The organism is Asaia sp. SF2.1 (assembly GCF_000505765.1).
GTDB lineage: Bacteria > Pseudomonadota > Alphaproteobacteria > Acetobacterales > Acetobacteraceae > Asaia > Asaia bogorensis.
In genome coordinates, this window is the sequence record NZ_AYXS01000018.1 from 19779 (window position 1) to 36735 (window position 16957).

14 protein-coding genes are annotated in these 16957 nt (G+C 61.0%); 6 read left to right on the forward strand and 8 right to left on the reverse strand.

The features are described from left to right. Nucleotides 1–9: 9 nt before the first annotated feature. Both kdpA and P792_RS36610 read right to left on the reverse strand, forming a co-directional pair. On the reverse strand, nt 10–1716 hold the full coding sequence (gene kdpA / locus P792_RS28995; RefSeq protein WP_023978829.1) for a potassium-transporting ATPase subunit KdpA: 1707 nt from the start codon (nt 1714–1716) through the stop codon (nt 10–12). Between the two features lie 2 nt (nt 1717–1718). After that, nucleotides 1719–1808: a potassium-transporting ATPase subunit F gene (locus tag P792_RS36610; RefSeq protein WP_023978830.1), complete on the reverse strand. Its 90-nt coding sequence runs from the start codon at nt 1806–1808 to the stop codon at nt 1719–1721. 589 nt (nt 1809–2397) lie between these two features. On the opposite strand from P792_RS36610, the gene P792_RS36615 reads away from it, so the two are divergent. Beyond that, complete coding sequence (locus tag P792_RS36615) at nt 2398–2559, forward strand: DUF3309 family protein (protein ID WP_023978831.1); 162 nt, start codon at nt 2398–2400, stop codon at nt 2557–2559. 94 nt (nt 2560–2653) lie between these two features. Here the strand turns inward: P792_RS36615 and P792_RS29000 are convergent, their stop codons facing one another. After that, nucleotides 2654–3430 carry an AraC family transcriptional regulator gene (locus P792_RS29000; RefSeq protein WP_023978832.1) on the reverse strand — a complete coding sequence of 259 codons (777 nt, stop codon included), beginning with the start codon at nt 3428–3430 and terminating at the stop codon, nt 2654–2656. A 72-nt stretch (nt 3431–3502) separates the two neighbouring features. Here P792_RS29000 and P792_RS29005 point away from each other — a divergent pair, with 72 nt between their 5' ends. Then, nucleotides 3503–4204, forward strand: coding sequence for a DUF4410 domain-containing protein (locus tag P792_RS29005; RefSeq protein WP_161630841.1), 702 nt, complete (start codon nt 3503–3505; stop codon nt 4202–4204). 31 nt (nt 4205–4235) lie between these two features. Here P792_RS29005 and P792_RS29010 read toward each other — a convergent pair whose 3' ends face one another. Together P792_RS29010 and P792_RS29015 are read right to left on the reverse strand one after the other, a co-directional pair. After that, on the reverse strand, nt 4236–6653 hold the full coding sequence (locus P792_RS29010; protein WP_023978834.1) for a penicillin acylase family protein: 2418 nt from the start codon (nt 6651–6653) through the stop codon (nt 4236–4238). 72 nt (nt 6654–6725) lie between these two features. Then, the gene (locus tag P792_RS29015; RefSeq protein ID WP_023978835.1) at nt 6726–7928 is read right to left on the reverse strand and encodes an FAD-dependent oxidoreductase; all 1203 of its coding nucleotides are present in this window, start codon (nt 7926–7928) and stop codon (nt 6726–6728) included. A 260-nt stretch (nt 7929–8188) separates the two neighbouring features. Between P792_RS29015 and P792_RS29020 the strand changes: the two genes are divergently transcribed. Both P792_RS29020 and P792_RS29025 read left to right on the forward strand, forming a co-directional pair. Then, nucleotides 8189–9370 carry a serine hydrolase gene (locus tag P792_RS29020; RefSeq protein ID WP_023978836.1) on the forward strand — a complete coding sequence of 394 codons (1182 nt, stop codon included), beginning with the start codon at nt 8189–8191 and terminating at the stop codon, nt 9368–9370. A gap of 2 nt (nt 9371–9372) precedes the next feature. Next, nucleotides 9373–10263 carry a LysR family transcriptional regulator gene (locus P792_RS29025; protein ID WP_023978837.1) on the forward strand — a complete coding sequence of 297 codons (891 nt, stop codon included), beginning with the start codon at nt 9373–9375 and terminating at the stop codon, nt 10261–10263. A gap of 15 nt (nt 10264–10278) precedes the next feature. Here P792_RS29025 and dacB read toward each other — a convergent pair whose 3' ends face one another. Then, entirely contained in the window at nt 10279–11802 is a 1524-nt protein-coding gene (gene dacB / locus P792_RS29030; RefSeq protein WP_161630842.1) for a D-alanyl-D-alanine carboxypeptidase/D-alanyl-D-alanine-endopeptidase, read from the reverse strand. Between the two features lie 5 nt (nt 11803–11807). Continuing rightward, entirely contained in the window at nt 11808–14735 is a 2928-nt protein-coding gene (locus P792_RS29035; protein WP_023978839.1) for a TonB-dependent siderophore receptor, read from the reverse strand. Between the two features lie 252 nt (nt 14736–14987). On the opposite strand from P792_RS29035, the gene P792_RS29040 reads away from it, so the two are divergent. Together P792_RS29040 and P792_RS29045 are read left to right on the forward strand one after the other, a co-directional pair. Next, nucleotides 14988–16079: a catalase family protein gene (locus P792_RS29040; RefSeq protein ID WP_023978840.1), complete on the forward strand. Its 1092-nt coding sequence runs from the start codon at nt 14988–14990 to the stop codon at nt 16077–16079. Nucleotides 16080–16168: 89 nt separating this feature from the next. Continuing rightward, nucleotides 16169–16564, forward strand: coding sequence for an MAPEG family protein (locus tag P792_RS29045; protein ID WP_023978841.1), 396 nt, complete (start codon nt 16169–16171; stop codon nt 16562–16564). 47 nt (nt 16565–16611) lie between these two features. On the opposite strand, the gene P792_RS29050 is transcribed toward P792_RS29045, so the two are convergent. Continuing rightward, nucleotides 16612–16957, reverse strand: a 346-nt coding sequence (locus P792_RS29050) for an IS5 family transposase (protein WP_023978842.1), incomplete at its 5' end; no start/stop codon positions are given.

Here is a 16957-nt window from a genome sequence, read left to right on the forward strand (position 1 = left end):
GGGCGCCTTTCAGTAGGTCGTGCCGTGGAGCATGGCGAGATGCTCGACAATCGGGCCGAGAGCGAGGGCAGGGAGGAAGGTGAGGCCGCCAACGATCACGATCACCCCGGCGACAAGCGCAATGAAGAGGCCGTTATCGGTCGGGAAGGTACCGGGTGTCGGGGCAGCCACTTTCTTGGCAGCCATGGAGCCGGCAATGGCGAGTGCTGGAATGATCACGAAAAACCGCCCGATCATCATGCCGATACCCAGCGTGACGTTCCAGAAACTGTTCGCTGTCAGCCCTGCAAAGGCACTGCCATTATTGGCGGCGGCTGAGGTGTAGGCATAAAGCGCTTCGGAAAAACCATGCGGGCCGCTGGCAGATAGTGCCGAAAGGCCCGCTGGCAGCACGATGGCAAGCGCCGTGAAGCCCAGCATGACAAGCGGCAGGCAAAGCACGGCCAGCATGGTCATCTTGATTTCGCGCGCCTCGATTTTCTTGCCCAGATATTCGGGGGTGCGCCCGACCATCAGGCCCGCCATGAAAACAGCAATGAGCGCAAAGAGGAGGAACCCGTACAGCCCCGAACCGACGCCGCCGAAAATCACCTCACCCAGCATCATGTTGATAAGCGGCACCATGCCGCCGAGCGGGAGAAAACTCTCATGCATGGCGTTGACCGCCCCGCAGGAGGCATCGGTCGTGACCGTGGCAAAAAGCGCGGAGGCCGCAATGCCAAAGCGCGTTTCCTTGCCTTCCATATTCCCCAGCGTGCCATCCAGGCCCAGCGACGCAAAGAGCGGATTGGCGTGGGCCTCCGACCAGTAGAGAACGCCCGCGCCGATGAGAAAAAGCGCCGACATGGCTGAAAAAATGGCCCAGCCCTGCTTTTCCTGCCCGATCATGCGACCGAACATGTTTGTAAGCCCGGCTCCCAGCGCGAAGATGCAAAGCATCTGGACGAAATTGGTCAGCGCATTCGGGTTTTCGAAAGGATGAGCGGAGTTGACGTTGAAATAGCCACCGCCATTCGTGCCGAGCATCTTGATGGCTTCCTGAGTCGCCACAGGCCCCAGCGCGATCGTCTGTCTTGCGCCTTCGAGCGTGAAGATGGAGGCCGACCCTGTCAGGGTTTGCGGAACACCTTCCAGCACGAAGAACAGGGTGAGCAACATGCAGGCGGGCAGCAGCACATAAAGTGTGACGCGCACCAGATCGACCCAGAAATTGCCGATTGTGGAGGCGCTGCGTCGCACGAAGCCGCGCATGATGGCGGCTGCGACGGCGATGCCCGCAGCAGCGGAAACGAAGTTCTGAACCGTGAGGGCCAGCATCTGGCTGAGCGGGCTCAGCGTGGTCTCACCACCGTAGCTCTGCCAGTTGGTGTTGGTCAGGAAGCTGACAGCCGTATTATAGGCCAGGTCGGGTGATACCGCACCCAGACCCGCCGGATTGAACGGCAGAAACCCCTGAAGGCGCAGCAGGGCATAGACGGCAATAAAGCAGAAAATCTTGAACAGGATGACGGCCAGCGCATAATGCGACCAGGATTGCTCGCGCTTCGGGTCAACGCCTGCAAGGCGATACATGAGGCGTTCCAGCCCGCCGAAAGGTCGCTGGAAAAGATGCTTCTCGCCTTCGAGCACACGTTTGAGAAAGCCACCCAGCGGGCGCGTAATGGCCACCACGCACAGAAAGAACACCGCAAGGGTGATCCAGCCTGAGAGGGTCATGATCAGAACCTTTCGGGGCGGATAAGGACGGCGGTGACATAAGCCAGCAAGCCAAGGGTCACGAGGCCCGCCAGAACGAAATCGGGCGTCATGTCAGATCCTCTTGCAGACCGAAATGAAACCGAGGCACAGCGCAAAACCCATGAGGCCAAGCGCGCAGTAAAGACTGTCCAGCATAGGAAAGCTCCCAGAGTGAGGGGGGTATTATCCGGCTGGGGGGCGTAGGGATGACAGAGGAAGAGACCTCACGCCGTATAGGAATCTCATAGGAGAAACACCGCAGGATACGGGCCGCCTGGGCGAAGCCCGGGAGCGAGGGCGAGCCGTGGTCAGTGATACCCATCCGGATGCGGGCCGATGCACAGCCTCAACGATAAGGGCGCGTGGATCAGCAGAGTGTTTATTCCGGGGAGGGGCGTCGTGACGCAGGGAGGGCGTTAACGAACAATCCGGTTGCGGTTATGAAACAGGTAAACCAGCACTGTCATGATTGAGAGACGCAGCCTGAAATGCGCTGTGCGCGATGGGGCTCTCTTCCAGCAATCTTGTAACAGCTGTGGCAGGAATACCCGGCAAACCTAAAATATGGGCCGCCGGGGGTCATAGGGCGAACTTGCCAGCCTTTGGGGCGTGATAGGATTACGGTGGCGCAATCAAGGCTACCGATCACAGGGGCTCGCCATGAATCTCATTGTCATCATCATCATCGTTCTTCTTCTGCTCGGCACATTCGGTGGCTATGGCGGCTGGTATGGCACGGCCTGGACCGGTTATGGCGCTGGCGGCGGCGTCGGACTGATTGTTCTTGTTCTGTTGATTCTTATCCTTATGGGTCGCCTCTGACAGGTCATCCCGTATTGATCGGACGGGATATGGGCGGGGGAGAGCACTCTCCCCCTGATCCAATATCACGGCAGTTATCACGACAGGTTGCCTTTCAGATTTTATGCCTGAGTGTTGTCGGATTGAACCCGGTATGGGCCCGACACAGTGTGACAAAACTCGTCACGCTTTCATAACCAAGCATGAGCGCGATTTCGGTAACCGGTAATCCGGCTGCCAAAAGCTGACAGCCTCGTATGATGCGGGCAATCTGCATCCACGCCCCCGGCGACAAGCCTGTTTCGGTATTGAAACGACGCGTGAAGCTCCGCCGGGACAGACCACATTTCGATGCAAGGTCATCGAGCGACAGTTTTTCCTCACAATGGCGGGCCCACTCCGACAGCACAGCGCGAGTCAGGGCATGACGCGGCATGGGCAAAAGTACGGGGCTCGCAAGATTGCTCTCAATTTCATCACGCATGACGGCCAGAAGATGATGGTCAATCGGGCGCACGGAACAGGGGGCCTGCAGATCGCGCTCCCAACGTGACATCAGCGCTTCCATCAGAGGTGTCGCGGTCAGGGCAGCAGGTTCGCTCGGCATGAGCGCCTGGGCGAGAGAAGCGGAGATATAGAGCCGGCACCCATCGACCCCGGCCATGTCGCCACCATGGGTCATGTAAGGTGGAACCCAGTAGGCCTGACCGGCGGGGATCATCCATCGCGCCTGTTCGGTAGCCGTAACAATATGCCCCCGCCTTATCAGGCCAAGTTCACCGTGCGGGTGCCGATGAAGGGCAATACTCTCAGTGCGATCACGATCGCGGTCGAGAAACAGATCAGCCTCGCTTCCGATACGGTCGATCAGCAGGGGTGCGTTTATACCCATTATGGCCCAATCCTGTTGGTATATGCCCTGATCATGTTAGCGGGCCAGCGACGCGCTGGCGATACTGGCTGCATGAATACCGTAAAGATGTGTCTCAGGACGCTGCAGGAATGGCTCGCCATCCTGCTGCCCCTTCTCCTGCTGGCTGGCTGCGCCGGAACGCATGTGGCGTCCGAAGTCACGGCCAGTGATCCCTCCCTCCTGCCACCCCATCAGATTGCCCTTGTGATCGACGATGAAAGCGTGCCGCCCCGCAAGGCCGATCGTGCCCGGCGTCATGACGCAGCCGTGGCGACAACCCGCGTGGCACTGATGAACGATTTGCAGAAAATGCTGTCTGCCCGCCATCTTGCTGTGGTGGCATCGGGACAGCCCGCCGATATGACCCTGACCTGCACACTGACCAAAATCCGGCCCGGCAGCACCGTGGCGCGCCTGCTGATCGGCTATGGTGCGGGCAAGGCAGAGCTTCAGGTCAGGACCGTTCTGGCGGAGGCGGGCAGTCGACACACGCTCTTGCTGAGCTTTGTCACGACCAGCACCACAGGGGCCATGCCGGGTGCCGGTATTGGTGTCGCGTCGGCTGCGTCTGCAGCGGGGACAGCCGTGCATATGGCAGGGCCGTTGCTGGGGGTGCCCGGAACCCTGCGTCAGGGATTGGCGCAGGAGGCACAGCAGACGACAGACCGCATCGATGAACGACTGGCTGCCTATTTCCAGGCCAGAAACTGGCCCTATCCGCGCCCGCCAACCTCGTGGCTCTCACGCCTCTGAAAAGCCCGGCCTGCATGGCTCGGAGCAAATCTTACCCTCTGGGCGTCAGAAGCGCGCGTTTGACGCCAAGGCGATCCACCTGGGCAGGGGAAAATGGCAAGCGCTGCATCTCGCCCTTGTACCAGGGCGAAAACAGATCGGCATAATGGGGCGAGGCCGGATCGCCTGATTGTCCGGGGAAGTTGAGAAAGAGCGAATTATCCCATGCGCCTACATCGCATACCATCAGGAAGCTCGCCCCGCCCGTTACGGCATAGGGGTTGTCCTTCACATGGCCGGGATCGTACCAACGCGCCATGACGGTGTAGTGGTCACCGCCCGAACCAAAGGCAGGACCACCCGGCGAGGGAAATCTGGCGGCGATGGCGGGATCGTTTTCCAGAGCGTGATGCAGGGTCAAACTATGCAGGCGTCCCCATTGCCAGGCAGCGGGCAATGGCCCCATCAGTGAGACACATTCGGCATAGGCCCGGTCGAGTTGTTCCAGCATGAACGCCTCGCGGTGCTGCTCCGGTGACGTGCCACCGAAATTCCGGGCGTTTTCCAGCAGACCAAGCTGCGTCACGGGGCTGAGTTCGGCTGCGAGAAGATCGTCGAGTGCGGACGGGATGAAGCGCTCATGCAGCGCCTTGCCAAGCCGGGTCACCCAGACTTCGTAAAGCGCTGCGGCAGCACTGCTGGCCGTCACATGACCGTCCCAGTTTTTCAACAGGGGCAGCGCGGACCGGGAGAGCGTATCACGCGTGTCATGCTCCGGTAGCAGCGCGACCATTCGCAGCGCCAGAAGCGAAAGCGTGTCGTGCTGCAGAGCGATGCTGTCCGCCAGGCTGGCCCGAGGGGTGGCATCGAGCACCTGCTCCACCCGTTCATGGCGATAGGGCGGGCTCCATTCATGGCTGATGGTGAAACTCGGCGGCTCTGGCAGGTTCATTTCATTGGAGGTGCTGAACCAGCCCTTGGCCGGATTGAACTGGTGGGGCAGGTCCTCAAGCGGGCGTAATCCCAGCCAGTCGAAACTTCCATCGCCGGGGGCAGGCATGAGGCCATCATGATGCGGGCGACGGCGGGGAAGCCCGCCAGCAGCCTGCCAGCCGATATTACCGTGCCGGTCTGCATAGGTGAAATTGGTCGGGCTTGTGTGATGGCGCAAAGCCTCGCGGAACTGGGGCCAGTCCCTGGCAAGATTGATGCCGATATTACCCAGCAGGGCGTTGGCCCCCGGTGCCAGCCATGTGGCGGATACCGCAATGGCACGTCGCCGGGAGAGATCCTGTGCAATCACCGGCCCCTGCGCGGCGTAGCGCAGCACGATTTCCCGAGGGGCGGCACCGCGTATGGCGATGGTCTCGCGCCTGCGTGTCATCTCCCGCCATGCCCCGTCATGCCAGTAGCGGTCGGGATGATCGGGATGGGTGTTCAGAACGAACAGATCCTCCTGATCGATATGGAAATTGGTACGCCCGAAGGCAATATCGGCATTATGGCCCTGCATGATGCCGGGCATCCCCGGCGTACCTGCCCCGATCACATCCAGACCCGAGGCTGTGAGATGGATCACATAACGAGGGCCTGGCACGCCGAAGGAGAGGTGCGGATCATTGGCCAGAATGGGGCGCCCCGTCGCCGTGCGATGCGGGGCAATACACCAGGCATTGCTGCCCTCATTGGCGCGGCGATGGCCCATATCGCCATGCAGGGTTGCGGCATGAATGGCCCCAAGGGGCAGGCGCTTTTGCAGCACGCCCAGCGCACCAAGATCGTCATGTGACACGGCGCTTGTGTCCAGCCCCTGCGGGACAACGAGCGGGCTGTTGGGTTCGCGGGGGGTGATGAGGCCATCAAGACCGAGGAGTGCCTCGCCCCTCGCCGCGAGACGCGCCCTTCTGATTTCAAGCGCCGTGTTGCCTGTGGGCTCGGCCCTCATGCGGATCAGGTCATCCAGTGACCATTCCAGAGGGCGATAGTGATAAAGCGCGAATTCCAGTGGTAGCCTCTCCTCGTCGGTCAGGGTGCGGATAAAGGCGTTTATCCCGGCAACATAGGCGCTTGCGGCCTCGCGTATGGCCGGGTCGTATTGCGCCCATTCGGCCTGACAATCACCCTGAAACAGAAACAGCCTGTTGGCCTGATCGGAAGGGACGAAATCGGGGCCGAAAACCTCTGCCAGCCGACCGATCGATTGCCGATACCCAAAATCGAGCTGCCATAGGCGATCCCGGGCGATCAGATAGCCATTGGCAAAGAAGGCATCCCCTAACGTCTCGGCACGCACGTGCGGGACACCCCACTGATCCTCGATGACCGTGACCGGGGCTTGTAATCCTTCAAGACCCTGCATGGAGGCAGTTTTTGCGCCCGCACGGGCAGGGCGTGGCAGGCAGGCAGCCAGAGCCGCACAGGCGCTGGCCTGCAGCAGGGCGCGCCGACCTGTGAGGGGGGAAGAGGGCATAGCGCTTGTCCTTTCCAAGGATGCGGTTGGTCGAGAGCGAGGGTTATGGGAGCGAGGGCGTAGCACCCCGTATCACGTTGTCTGGGCAGCGAGCCTTGCAATCCGGCGGGCCGATCCGGCGGCCAGGGTAAAGCCGAGCGCCCCGTGACCGACATTGAGCAACATGTTCTCGCACGGGCCGCGTTCGATAATCGGCACACTATCCGGCGTGGCAGGGCGCTGGCCAATCCAGCTTTCGGCCTGTTCATAAGGGCCTGCGCCGGGCAGGGCTTCCTGCGCGAGGTGACGCAACTGCGCAATCCTGTTCGCATCGGCCCGCGGGCCTGCCTGACCGATATCGACCATCGCAGCGATGCGCAGTCTTGCACCGTGGCGGGCATAGACCACGCGCCGGTCATAATCGGTGACGCTGACGGCTGGAAGATGACCCGGCGCTGGCGTAAGGGTGAGCGAATAACCCTGCAATGGATAGAGCGTCAGGGTAAGCCCGATCTGGCGTGCCAGAGCTCTTGACCCCAGGCCTGCTGCCAGCACGACCAGACGCGAGGGCAAAGCCCTGTTGTCGACATGCACGATGCAGCGCGTGCCCTGTCGTGACAGACTGGCCTCGCCCTGAACCTGCCGGAAGCGTTCGGACTGGCGCATGGTCTCGATCAGTTTCAGGCAGAAGGCATGACAATCGGCCACCTCCTCGCCCTTCGTGAAGAGACCACCAGCCAGCCGGGGCCGGAGTGCAGCAAAAGCCGGTTCGAGTTCGAGGCATGCATCCGGTGACAGGACGCGCTGATTCTGCGGATCGGCCAGATTGGCCACATTGCGCTGCATGCTGCGTGGATCGCGAAACAGAATGAGTTTCCCCGGCCTCTCCCAGTCGAAACCGCCCAGACCCGCGCTGCGCCATGTCGCGAGTTCGCTCTGGCTTTCGAGGGCCAAAGTGAGCAAGGCCTGGCTACCCATCCGGAACCTGTCCGGGGTGCAGGCCCGCAGGAACTGCGCGAGCCAGACCCATTGTGCCGGGTTGGTATTGGGGTGCAACGCTACGGGCGAGCCGGGGCGCCCCAGCCATGACAGTGCCTCACGCGGGGCCGATGGGCTGGCCAGCGGGGATACGTAACGATAGCTGAGCTGCCCCCCATTGGCCCGGCTGGCACCGCTGGCGGGGGTGTCGTGACGTTCGACAAGGGTAACATGATGCCCGTCGCGCCAAAGGGCAAAAGCGGTTGAAAGACCGATGACACCGGCCCCGATAACAGTAACGGACTGACGCTGCGCCACGGACCCTGCCTTTGTTTCTCGTGTAACAGATCAAGCCTAGGGGGCATGGGGCGCGTCATCCATTGGGAAGATAATGCCCCCCCTTAACCTCAGGTTATGACCCGGCGCACGTCATTCGATCCAAGTGGCTGAGAGTACAGGTAATCTGCCCTGTCGGCGTGTCGCACGGGCAGGGCTTGTGCCGTATTGCGGGGCTATCACGATGTCGCAGGGTGTGATGATGTTGCGCAACCGAACTGGACCGTCATACCGGATGCGACATGATCACGAAGCCTGAGACAAAAATGGGTCTACCCCGCCGTGCATTGCTGTGCGGGGGCGTGGCGTTGTTCGGTCTTGCTGGCTGTGAGGCGCCCTCGGCCTTTGCCGGGGTGGACCGCCTGGCGCGGGATGCTGTGAAAGCCGGTCAGTGCCCCGGTATCGTGCTGGCTATCGGGCATCAGGGGGCCATCGTTCACCGTTTTGTCTATGGTGCCCGTGCGCTGGTTCCTCATCGCGAGGCCGAAAGCTGGGATACGTGCTTTGACATGGCCTCCCTGACCAAGCCGACTATGACGGCGCTCGCGATCATGCAGCTTGTCGAGCAGAACAGACTCAGCCTCGACCAGCCTGTCTCATCCGTATTGCCGGGTTTCGAGGCCGGTGGAAAAGGCGCTCTGACCATACGGCTGCTGCTGACCCATTATTCCGGCCTGCCTCCCGATATCGATCTGAGCCAGCCTTGGCAGGGCAAGGAGGAGGCGGTGAGACGCGTCATGGCCATGCGCCCCGCTACCATACCGGGCGATGCCTTTGTCTATAGCGATGTGAACTACATCACGCTTGGGCTGGTGGTGGAAAAGCTGAGCGGTCTCGCGCTCGATACCTATGTCGCCCGCCATATCCTCGGGCCGATGGGCATGACCCATAGCGGGTATTGGCCCGATCCGGCGCTGGGCACCCTGATCGCCCCGACCCAGTACGACGAAAAAGACATCATGCTGCGTGGCGTGGTGCATGATCCGACGGCACGTCGTATGGGCGGTGTGGCAGGGCATGCCGGGCTTTTCTCCGATGCGCATGACATGTGTCTGTACGCTCAGGCCCTGCTGGACCGGCTGGCCGGTCGTGCCAGCACGTTCCCGTTGCGTCGTGAGACACTGGAAATGATGACGACGCCGCAGCAGCCTTCCGGCAAGACCGATCTGCGCGGTCTGGGCTGGGATATTGCCACCCATTACTCCACACCGCGCGGCGATTTGTTTTCGCCCCGTTCCTTCGGGCATACGGGTTTTACCGGCACGTCTCTCTGGATTGATCCTGTGAGCGACAGCTATGTGCTGATCCTCACCAATCGTGTGCATCCCTCAGGCGGTCACAGCGTGGTGGCGCTTCGGCGCGCAATTGCAACGGAGGCCGCCCGCGCGCTCGGTATCGACAGAACGGGCAGGGTGCAGGGCTGATCATGGCACTGCGCCTGCGCTCCATCGAACTGGTGTATTACGTCATGCGAACGGGCTCGCTGCGCCAGGCAGCCGAGGCGCTGAACGTGTCGCAACCCGCTGCCAGCAAGGCGCTGCGCTATGCTGAGCAGTCTCTTGGTTTTGCGCTGTTCGATCGCGTGAAAGGTCGTCTTGTGCCCACGCGTGAGGCACAGATCATGCTGCCGCGCATTACAGCCCTGTTCGATCAGTTCGCCGATCTCTCCCGTCTGGCCGAAAACCTGCGCACCGGCAGAGGAGGGCATGAGTTGTCGATCGGCTGCGTGCCGAGCCTTGGGCTCAGCGTAGTGCCACGCGTGATCAATCGCTATCGCGAGAAATCGGGCGATAACATGCTCAGTGTGGATACGCTTCATGGAGCCGAGATTATTGCGGGCCTGCGCAAGCGCGATCTCGATTTCGGGATTATCTTCGGCGTGACCGAAGAGCCCGGGCTGATCTGTGAGGCGCTGGCCGAGATACCGTTGGTGCTGCTCGACAGTACGGCAGCCGAGGGGCCGGTGCGGCTTGAGACGATTGACCCGGCGCGATGGATCGGGCTGGCCGATCACGACCCGACATCATGGGCGCTCAGTAGTGCCTGGAAAAAGGCGGGCTGGGAGGTGTCTCCTGCCATCAGGGTACGCACGCATTACATGGCGGCAGAACTGGCAAGGCTCGGCGCAGGATGGGCGATTGTGGATGCTTTCACCGCCCTGCATGATTCAAGCCTGCCTACAGCGCGTCGCCTTGATCCACCCATGACGATTACCTGTTCTGCCGTGTATCGCGAAGATCATGCCCTGCGACGCATTGCCCGCAGTTTCATCCAGATCCTGCGTCAGGAATTCACACGCGAGATGGCGCGGCTCTAGAGAACGCGGCTGTTGTCACTCCACGGCAGCAAGCGCTTCAACCACGCGGTCGATGGCGTCGGTGGGACGCTCACCGACCGCCGGGCGCGGGGCCACGTCGTTCAGCGGTCTTGCAGGTGCGGTTGCGACGGAGAGGGGTTCCGGCACGTCATTGAGCAGGATGGACACCACAAGCCTGCGTCCGCTGGCCGTAACGAGATAGCCGGAAAGGGCGTGGGTGCCGTTGAGCGTGCCCGTCTTGGCGTGGAGCCTGCCTGCGACAGCGGTGCTCTCAAAGCGATGAGACAACGTGCCATCGGTCGCGGCAAGAGGCAGGTCATCGGCCCATTCACCGCCCCAGCGCTGGTGTTGCGCCCAGAGCAGCAGCGAGACGATATCGCGTGGAGTGGCACGGTCATAGGGCGACATGCCAGAGCCATCGGCCAGCGAAACGCGGCTGAAATCCACGCCGCTTGAGGCCAGAAGCTTCTCGCGTTCCTCCAGCCCGGCCTGAACCGTTCCCTGACCGGCCAGAAGGCCGAGCCGGCGCAGAAGAAGTTCGGCGTGAAGGTTCTGACTGTCCTTGAGGATATGCCTGATATCGATGGCAAGCGGTCTTTGCGGCATGACACCCAGACGGACAAACGGGAGGTCCTGCGGGGCTGCGTCCTCACCCTCCGGGCGATGACGGGCTTTCGTCTCATCAACGCGCACCCCACGGGCGATCAGCATGTCCCCCAGTAGCCTTGCGGCAAGTTGCGCCGGGTCGATGATGCCAGAGTGCACAGTCAGGGGAGTGGGACCCGGCTTGATGGTGCCTGTGAGGGTGCCGGAACCGCGCTCCGTGTCATTGTCGGGGAGGAGCGTTATCGCCGGTGCCTCGGCCGCATCACGACGTGTCACGACATGGTTCACCACGCGATAGGCCGGGGTGATGGCCGACACGGTGGCGGGTGCGCCCTCGACTGGGCCGGGCATCACGATCAGAGAGGCGATATTGTCGTCAAGCGTCAGGGCTGAAATGGCTGTGCCATAGCGGGTGGAGAGATTGTTCCAACTCCAGCCATCGCCCCAGCGCGTATCGGCAAACAGGGTGTCGTCACCGATCACGGCTTGAACGTGTTTGAGGCCAGCTCTGGCGGCGGAATCGGCAAGTTCGGTCAGGCATTGCTGCGTGCAACCCGGCGCGGCGGAGAGAAACGGATCTGCCGCGCCGCGCAGGATGAGATCGGGCGCTCCGTTGTTGCGTGGTGCCAGGAACAGGGTCGTATCGAGCTGATAGGGCGGGCGTGTGAGCGTGTCATAGGCGACGAGCGCAGCAGCCGTCGTGAAAAGCTTGGCGTTCGAGGCTGGAACGAAGCGCTGCCCTTCATGACGCGCGTAGAGCACGCGCCCTGTGTCGTCAGTGACCAGAATGCCCCAGCGGGCGCCTCGGGCCTCCATCGGGGCCAGGAGGGGGGCGAGGCGGGCGGCCAGCCTGTCGTGGCCGGGGGCAGGCACACAGGCGGAGAGCCCGAGCGCCGAGGCGAGGGAGGCGAGAAACAGGAGGGCAGGGCGCATGAGCATCAGAATTCCATGCGTATGCCGCCGCGATAGGTCCGCCCCAGCAGGCTGCTATAGGTGGAATCCGCAGCCAGCCCGCTGGTGGGCAGCAGGATCGGCGGGGCGTTGCCCAGATTGGTGACGTTCAGGAAAATCTGCATCTGGCCGATATTCTGAACAGGCAGTTTGTAGGTAAAGTTCATGTCGAAATAGAAGGTGCCTGCCACCCGGTTATTGTTGATCGAGGGGTAATTGGCATTATACACGCCGCAGGTTGTCGTGCACTGCACATAACTGTTCGAGTAATTTCCCGCGCTGATACCGCGTGCCACTGCTGTGATGCTGTAGCTCTCCGCGCTATAGGTGGCCGAGAAACGATAGATCCATTTTGGTGGTCCGTTGGTGATGTCACCTGCCGTATCGACCACATAACCTACACCCGAGTCAGAAACGTATTTGAGGTAATTGCTGGCCTGACCATGCAGTGTGAAGGCTCCTCCTGCCTTGGGCAGGATGCGGCGCAGCGGGAAGGTATAGGAAGCGTCGATATCGATACCGCTGGTTTCAAGCTTGGCGAAGTTGAAGGGCGAGGCGCTGATCAGCAGGTCACGCGTGCCGCTCGGGTCGGGGCGAATGGCGGAACAGAAAGTCGTGTAGCCCTGATAACACTCGTCGATGATCGATTGCGGGTAGAATTGCTGGATGGCGTGTTTGATCTTTGTGTGAAACCAGTCGATGGAGAGGGCCAGCCCCGGCACGTAGCGGGGCGTGATGACGGCACCTACCACGGTTGTATTGGCAGTCTCGGGCTTCAGGTTGGGGTTGCCTGTCGTGGTGGACAAAACCGTGTCGGTCTTGCCCGTGGCCGGGTCGAGCACCGTGGTCGTTTGCGACGTGCCAGCGTTATAGAGCTCGTTGATATTGGGCGCGCGGATGTCATGCGACTGCGTGGCGCGAAAGAGAATATCGCGTATCGGCTGCCACGTGCCGCCGATCTTCCATGTCGTGACATAACCCGATGTGGAATAGTCGGTTGCGCGTACCGCGCCATTGGCGGCCAGCCCGCGTGCAAGAGGCACCGCGGTTTCGACATAGGCTTCCTTGACGTTGTAATTGCCGAAAGTGGGCAGGTAGTTACCGACCGACCAGCCCTTCTGATATTCTGTCGGCACATAGCCTGAGGCGCGCTCATCGCGATATTCGCCGCCGATTGCCACATTCACGTCACCGGCCCATGTGGCAAACGGAATGGTGGAGAGATTGACGCCGGAAACGATCTCCTGAAAACGCTGCTCGCGCCATGGATTGCCCAGCACATAGCTGATGGCGGCCTGTGACATGACGCCTGTGCCGAGCCAGTCGATGGGCGCGCAGCCATTACCGGGATCCGTCAGGCTGGATCGACAGACAATCTGGCCAGAGGCATTGCGCACCGCATCTGTCGCGTTGGCAATTCGGGCTGTATTCATCACATTGTTGATCTGCTCATGCGAGTGCGTGACGCCATATTGAGCATAGGCTGTCCATGAGGCCTTGCGTCCGAAAAGCGTGAAATTACCCTCGCCACCAAAGGTATAACGCTGCACATCGCGCGTGTTGGTGATCTGGCGATAGGGCATGTCGAGCGCGGTTGTGCCCACGGTGACGCCCGTCACGTTCCTGAGGGCATCCGCGCCCAGCGCGTCGATCAGATACGGGTTGGTGCTCTTGATCGCAATGGAGGTCAGGTATTGCGGCCCGGCGTTATAAACGTAGTTGCTCTGGTTATAGGCACCCTCGGCATAGAGGGTCATCCATGAGGCAACGTCATAGCTCAGGCGCCCATAGAGGTTCTTGCGGTCGCTCTCCGGTTGCAGGCCGAGATTGACGTTATTATTGGCAAGACCTTCATCCCCGCCGACCGACACGCTGGAGGTGGAGGGTGAGCCATAATTGTAATGATTGACGCTGCCGCCCTGACCGAAATAGACGTCGCGCAGGCTGTTGGCCACAGCGCCTGTCGAGGCGTTGATGATGCCGCCGGGCAGGGCGTTGTTCGTGCCTGCATTGCCCACGCGGATATAATAAGGCTGGCCGTTTCCGGCGACATAGGCGGGGTTGGCAATAATGCGCTCGCCATTCTGGTTCCAGCCGCGCGTGATCTTGAAAATACCGTCCTGATGGGCGTAATCGCCACTGAGAAGGACATGGCCCTTGCCCTTGGCGAACCCGAAGCCGCCGGCAACGGCAGCATGCTCGTTCTGGCCATCACCGTAATTGGAAATGCCTGAATCGGCATCGACCTTGAGCCCGGTATAGGTCTTGTCGAGAACGAAATTGGTCACGCCCGCTACAGCATCGGACCCGTACTGCGCCGAGGCGCCACCAGTAACGACATCCACGCGCTTCACGAGTTGCTGGGGCAGGGTATTGATATCGACAATACCCGTAATGGCAGACGGCGCGGTGCGCCGCCCATCAATCAGGACCAGCGAGCGCACGGCGCCGAGGTTGCGCAGGTTCAGCGCATTGATACCGGCCAGACCGGAGCTGAGAGCCAGGGTCGAGTTCTGCGGTGTGGTGCTGCCGGCAAACTGCGGAAGCTGGTTGACCAGATCGGCCAGATTGTTCGTGGGGGACTGGTTGCGTATCTCCTGCGCGCTGAGCGTGCTGACCGGCGTGGGCGATTTGATACGGCTATTGGCGATATGGCTACCGGTGACAGTCAGGACCTCACGATTGCCGGATGGGCGATTGCTGGGCTTGTCTGCCCTCTTCTGCGCGATAGCGGCTGACTTGGCCGGACCCGCCTTGGCGTGCTTGTCTGAAACTGTGCCTGAAGGCGCACCCTGCGGCGCAAGCGGCGTGATCTGAGCCTGTGCCGTGTCGACAAGGCCCCCGCTCAATTCATGGGGGACGGACAGGATAGTGAAAGCCAGAAGCGCGCTGCGAATGTGATGCCTTGATGTCATGACGCTGCTCCTGGGGCCGGTAACAATCGCAACATTGCGATATCGAACCAATATGGGCAACCCGCTGCTCTCGTGTCGATTTCGGAACGACACCCAACCCATAACTTTCTGTTAAGGGTTGGCAGTCCAGCCGCGTACCTTGCAGGGATCTTGCCCGGCAGGGCTTAACCGAGTGGCAGGCATTATTCCCTGCGTGCAACTTGTGCAGGTTCTGCCTGTTGGAGGAGCAGACTGGCACTGCAGGAACTTCAGATGATTCTCAACCCGCCCTTGCGCTTTTCCCCGGATGTCGAAACGCCGGAGGAAGACGAGCAGCATGTCATTCAGGGCATCATTGATGGCATGATGGAGCAGAGCCGTGTGGTCGGCAAACGCGAGGGCCGCATGGTGCGTGCCAGCCATGCCAAACCGACGGCGCTGGCCGTTGGCACACTCGATATTGCAGCGCATCTGCCAGCTGAACTCGCCCAGGGCGTTTTCGCCACGCCAGGCCAGTATCCCGTAGCGGCACGTTTTGCACAGGGGGCGGGCGAAACACTGGGCGATCGCGTCTCGATTCACCGTGGTCTTTCTCTCAAATTGTTCGGGGTTAAGGGGGAGAAACTGCCCGGTCATGACACCGAGACGCAGGATTTCATCCTGGCGTCAGGCCCGACGTTCCCATCGGGCACGGCCGCGGGGTTCCTGCGTGATGGTGGGGTGATCGGCAAGGCCGCCGCTTTGCCTGAAGGGGTGAAGAGTGCGGTCTCGTCTGTGGCGCGTGGTCTCAATCATGCCCTTGGTCATGCGGGTGCGCAGAGCCCCATGGCGGATTTCCTTGGCCATCCCTACTCCCACCCGCTTTCCGAGCCATATTACAGTCAGGCCCCCCTGCGTTATGGTGCCTATGTCGCCAAGATCGCGGCATTTCCGATAATGCCGGACCTCGAGGCCCTGCAGTCATGGCGGCTCGACCCCCATCATGATGAGGACGGGTTCCGGCATGAGACGGTCACCTATTTCGGTGGGCGAGAGGTGGTGTTCGACATTCGCGTTCAGCTCTGGAACAACGCCGAGACGCAACCTATCGAGGATGCCTCAATCATCTGGTCGGCCGATGAGGCACCCTTTCGGTCAGTAGGCAGGCTGAGCTTTCCCGTACAGAACGCCTTCAGTGCCCAACGCGCGACCTTTTTTGAGGATCATCTGGTTTTCCGCCCGTCACAGGGGCTCAGTGCGCATCGTCCACTGGGTTCGGTCATGCGCGCGAGGATGCAGGTCTACAAAGCGCTATCTGCCTTTCGACACGGTGGGAACGGACAAAACGAAATCCAGCCGGTTAGCATCGGGCAAATTCCCGCCTGAATCTCCAGACAGGCTGTTCGACATATACCGGCTTCCCGCCTGCCGGTCCTGCGTGGTGAAGCTACCAACTGAAGGAAAGACCCCTGATCATGCGTATCGAATTCTATGTCATTGCGGGGCTGGTTCTGCTGGCACTGGTGAACATATTCTGGGCAGGAGCCGCCAAGACGCGCCAATATGGCACGGAATGGAACATGGGCGCACGAGACGGCAAGATGCCGGAATTGCAGCCTGTACCGGCACGTCTGGCGCGCGCGCAGGCCAACCTCTTTGAGACGCTGCCCCTCTTCCTTGCGACGCTGCTGGCGGCTTTGCTTGCAGGTCATGCGGGATGGAAGACGCAATGGGGTAGCTGCATCTATCTGGCAGCAAGAGTGATCTATCTGCCGCTTTATGCCGCCGGTGTGCCTGTTGTGCGAACCATGGTTTTCACGATCTCGCTTCTGGGCCTGCTTCTTACGCTCTGGGCGCTGGCTCTCGGGTAGGCTCTGTCAAAGCATCAAACGCGAATGGGGCTGGCTAGGCTCAGGACTCATAGCCAGAATATGACGGTTGCGGCGAGATAGATGGCCGAGAAGAAGACGGTCGGGCATCTGTCATAGCGTGTCGCGACCCGTCTCCAGTCCTTGAGCCTTCCGAACATGATCTCGATACGATTGCGGCCTTTGTATTTCCGCTTGTCGTATTTTACCGGCTTCCCGCGGGATTTCCGTCCCGGAATGCAGGGTTTGATCCCTTTTTCCTCCAGGGCATCCCTGAACCAGTCAGCATCATAGCCCCGGTCTGCCAACATCCATTGGGCTGCCGGAAGACTATCCAGAAGGGCAGCAGCACCGGTGTAATCACTGATCTGGCCCGCTGTCATGAAGAAGTCGAGC

Excerpts from the sequence above, each read along its gene's own strand:
- kdpA (WP_023978829.1), bottom strand. The coding sequence starts at position 1,716 with ATGACCCTCTCAGGCTGGATCACCCTTGCGGTGTTCTTTCTGTGCGTG.
- P792_RS36610 (WP_023978830.1), bottom strand. The coding sequence starts at position 1,808 with ATGACGCCCGATTTCGTTCTGGCGGGCCTCGTGACCCTTGGCTTGCTG.
- P792_RS36615 (WP_023978831.1), top strand. The coding sequence starts at position 2,398 with ATGAATCTCATTGTCATCATCATCATCGTTCTTCTTCTGCTCGGCACA.
- P792_RS29000 (WP_023978832.1), bottom strand. The coding sequence starts at position 3,430 with ATGGGTATAAACGCACCCCTGCTGATCGACCGTATCGGAAGCGAGGCT.
- P792_RS29005 (WP_161630841.1), top strand. The coding sequence starts at position 3,503 with ATGAATACCGTAAAGATGTGTCTCAGGACGCTGCAGGAATGGCTCGCC.
- P792_RS29010 (WP_023978834.1), bottom strand. The coding sequence starts at position 6,653 with ATGCCCTCTTCCCCCCTCACAGGTCGGCGCGCCCTGCTGCAGGCCAGC.
- P792_RS29020 (WP_023978836.1), top strand. The coding sequence starts at position 8,189 with ATGATCACGAAGCCTGAGACAAAAATGGGTCTACCCCGCCGTGCATTG.
- P792_RS29025 (WP_023978837.1), top strand. The coding sequence starts at position 9,373 with ATGGCACTGCGCCTGCGCTCCATCGAACTGGTGTATTACGTCATGCGA.
- dacB (WP_161630842.1), bottom strand. The coding sequence starts at position 11,802 with ATGCGCCCTGCCCTCCTGTTTCTCGCCTCCCTCGCCTCGGCGCTCGGG.
- P792_RS29035 (WP_023978839.1), bottom strand. The coding sequence starts at position 14,735 with ATGACATCAAGGCATCACATTCGCAGCGCGCTTCTGGCTTTCACTATC.
- P792_RS29040 (WP_023978840.1), top strand. The coding sequence starts at position 14,988 with ATGATTCTCAACCCGCCCTTGCGCTTTTCCCCGGATGTCGAAACGCCG.
- P792_RS29045 (WP_023978841.1), top strand. The coding sequence starts at position 16,169 with ATGCGTATCGAATTCTATGTCATTGCGGGGCTGGTTCTGCTGGCACTG.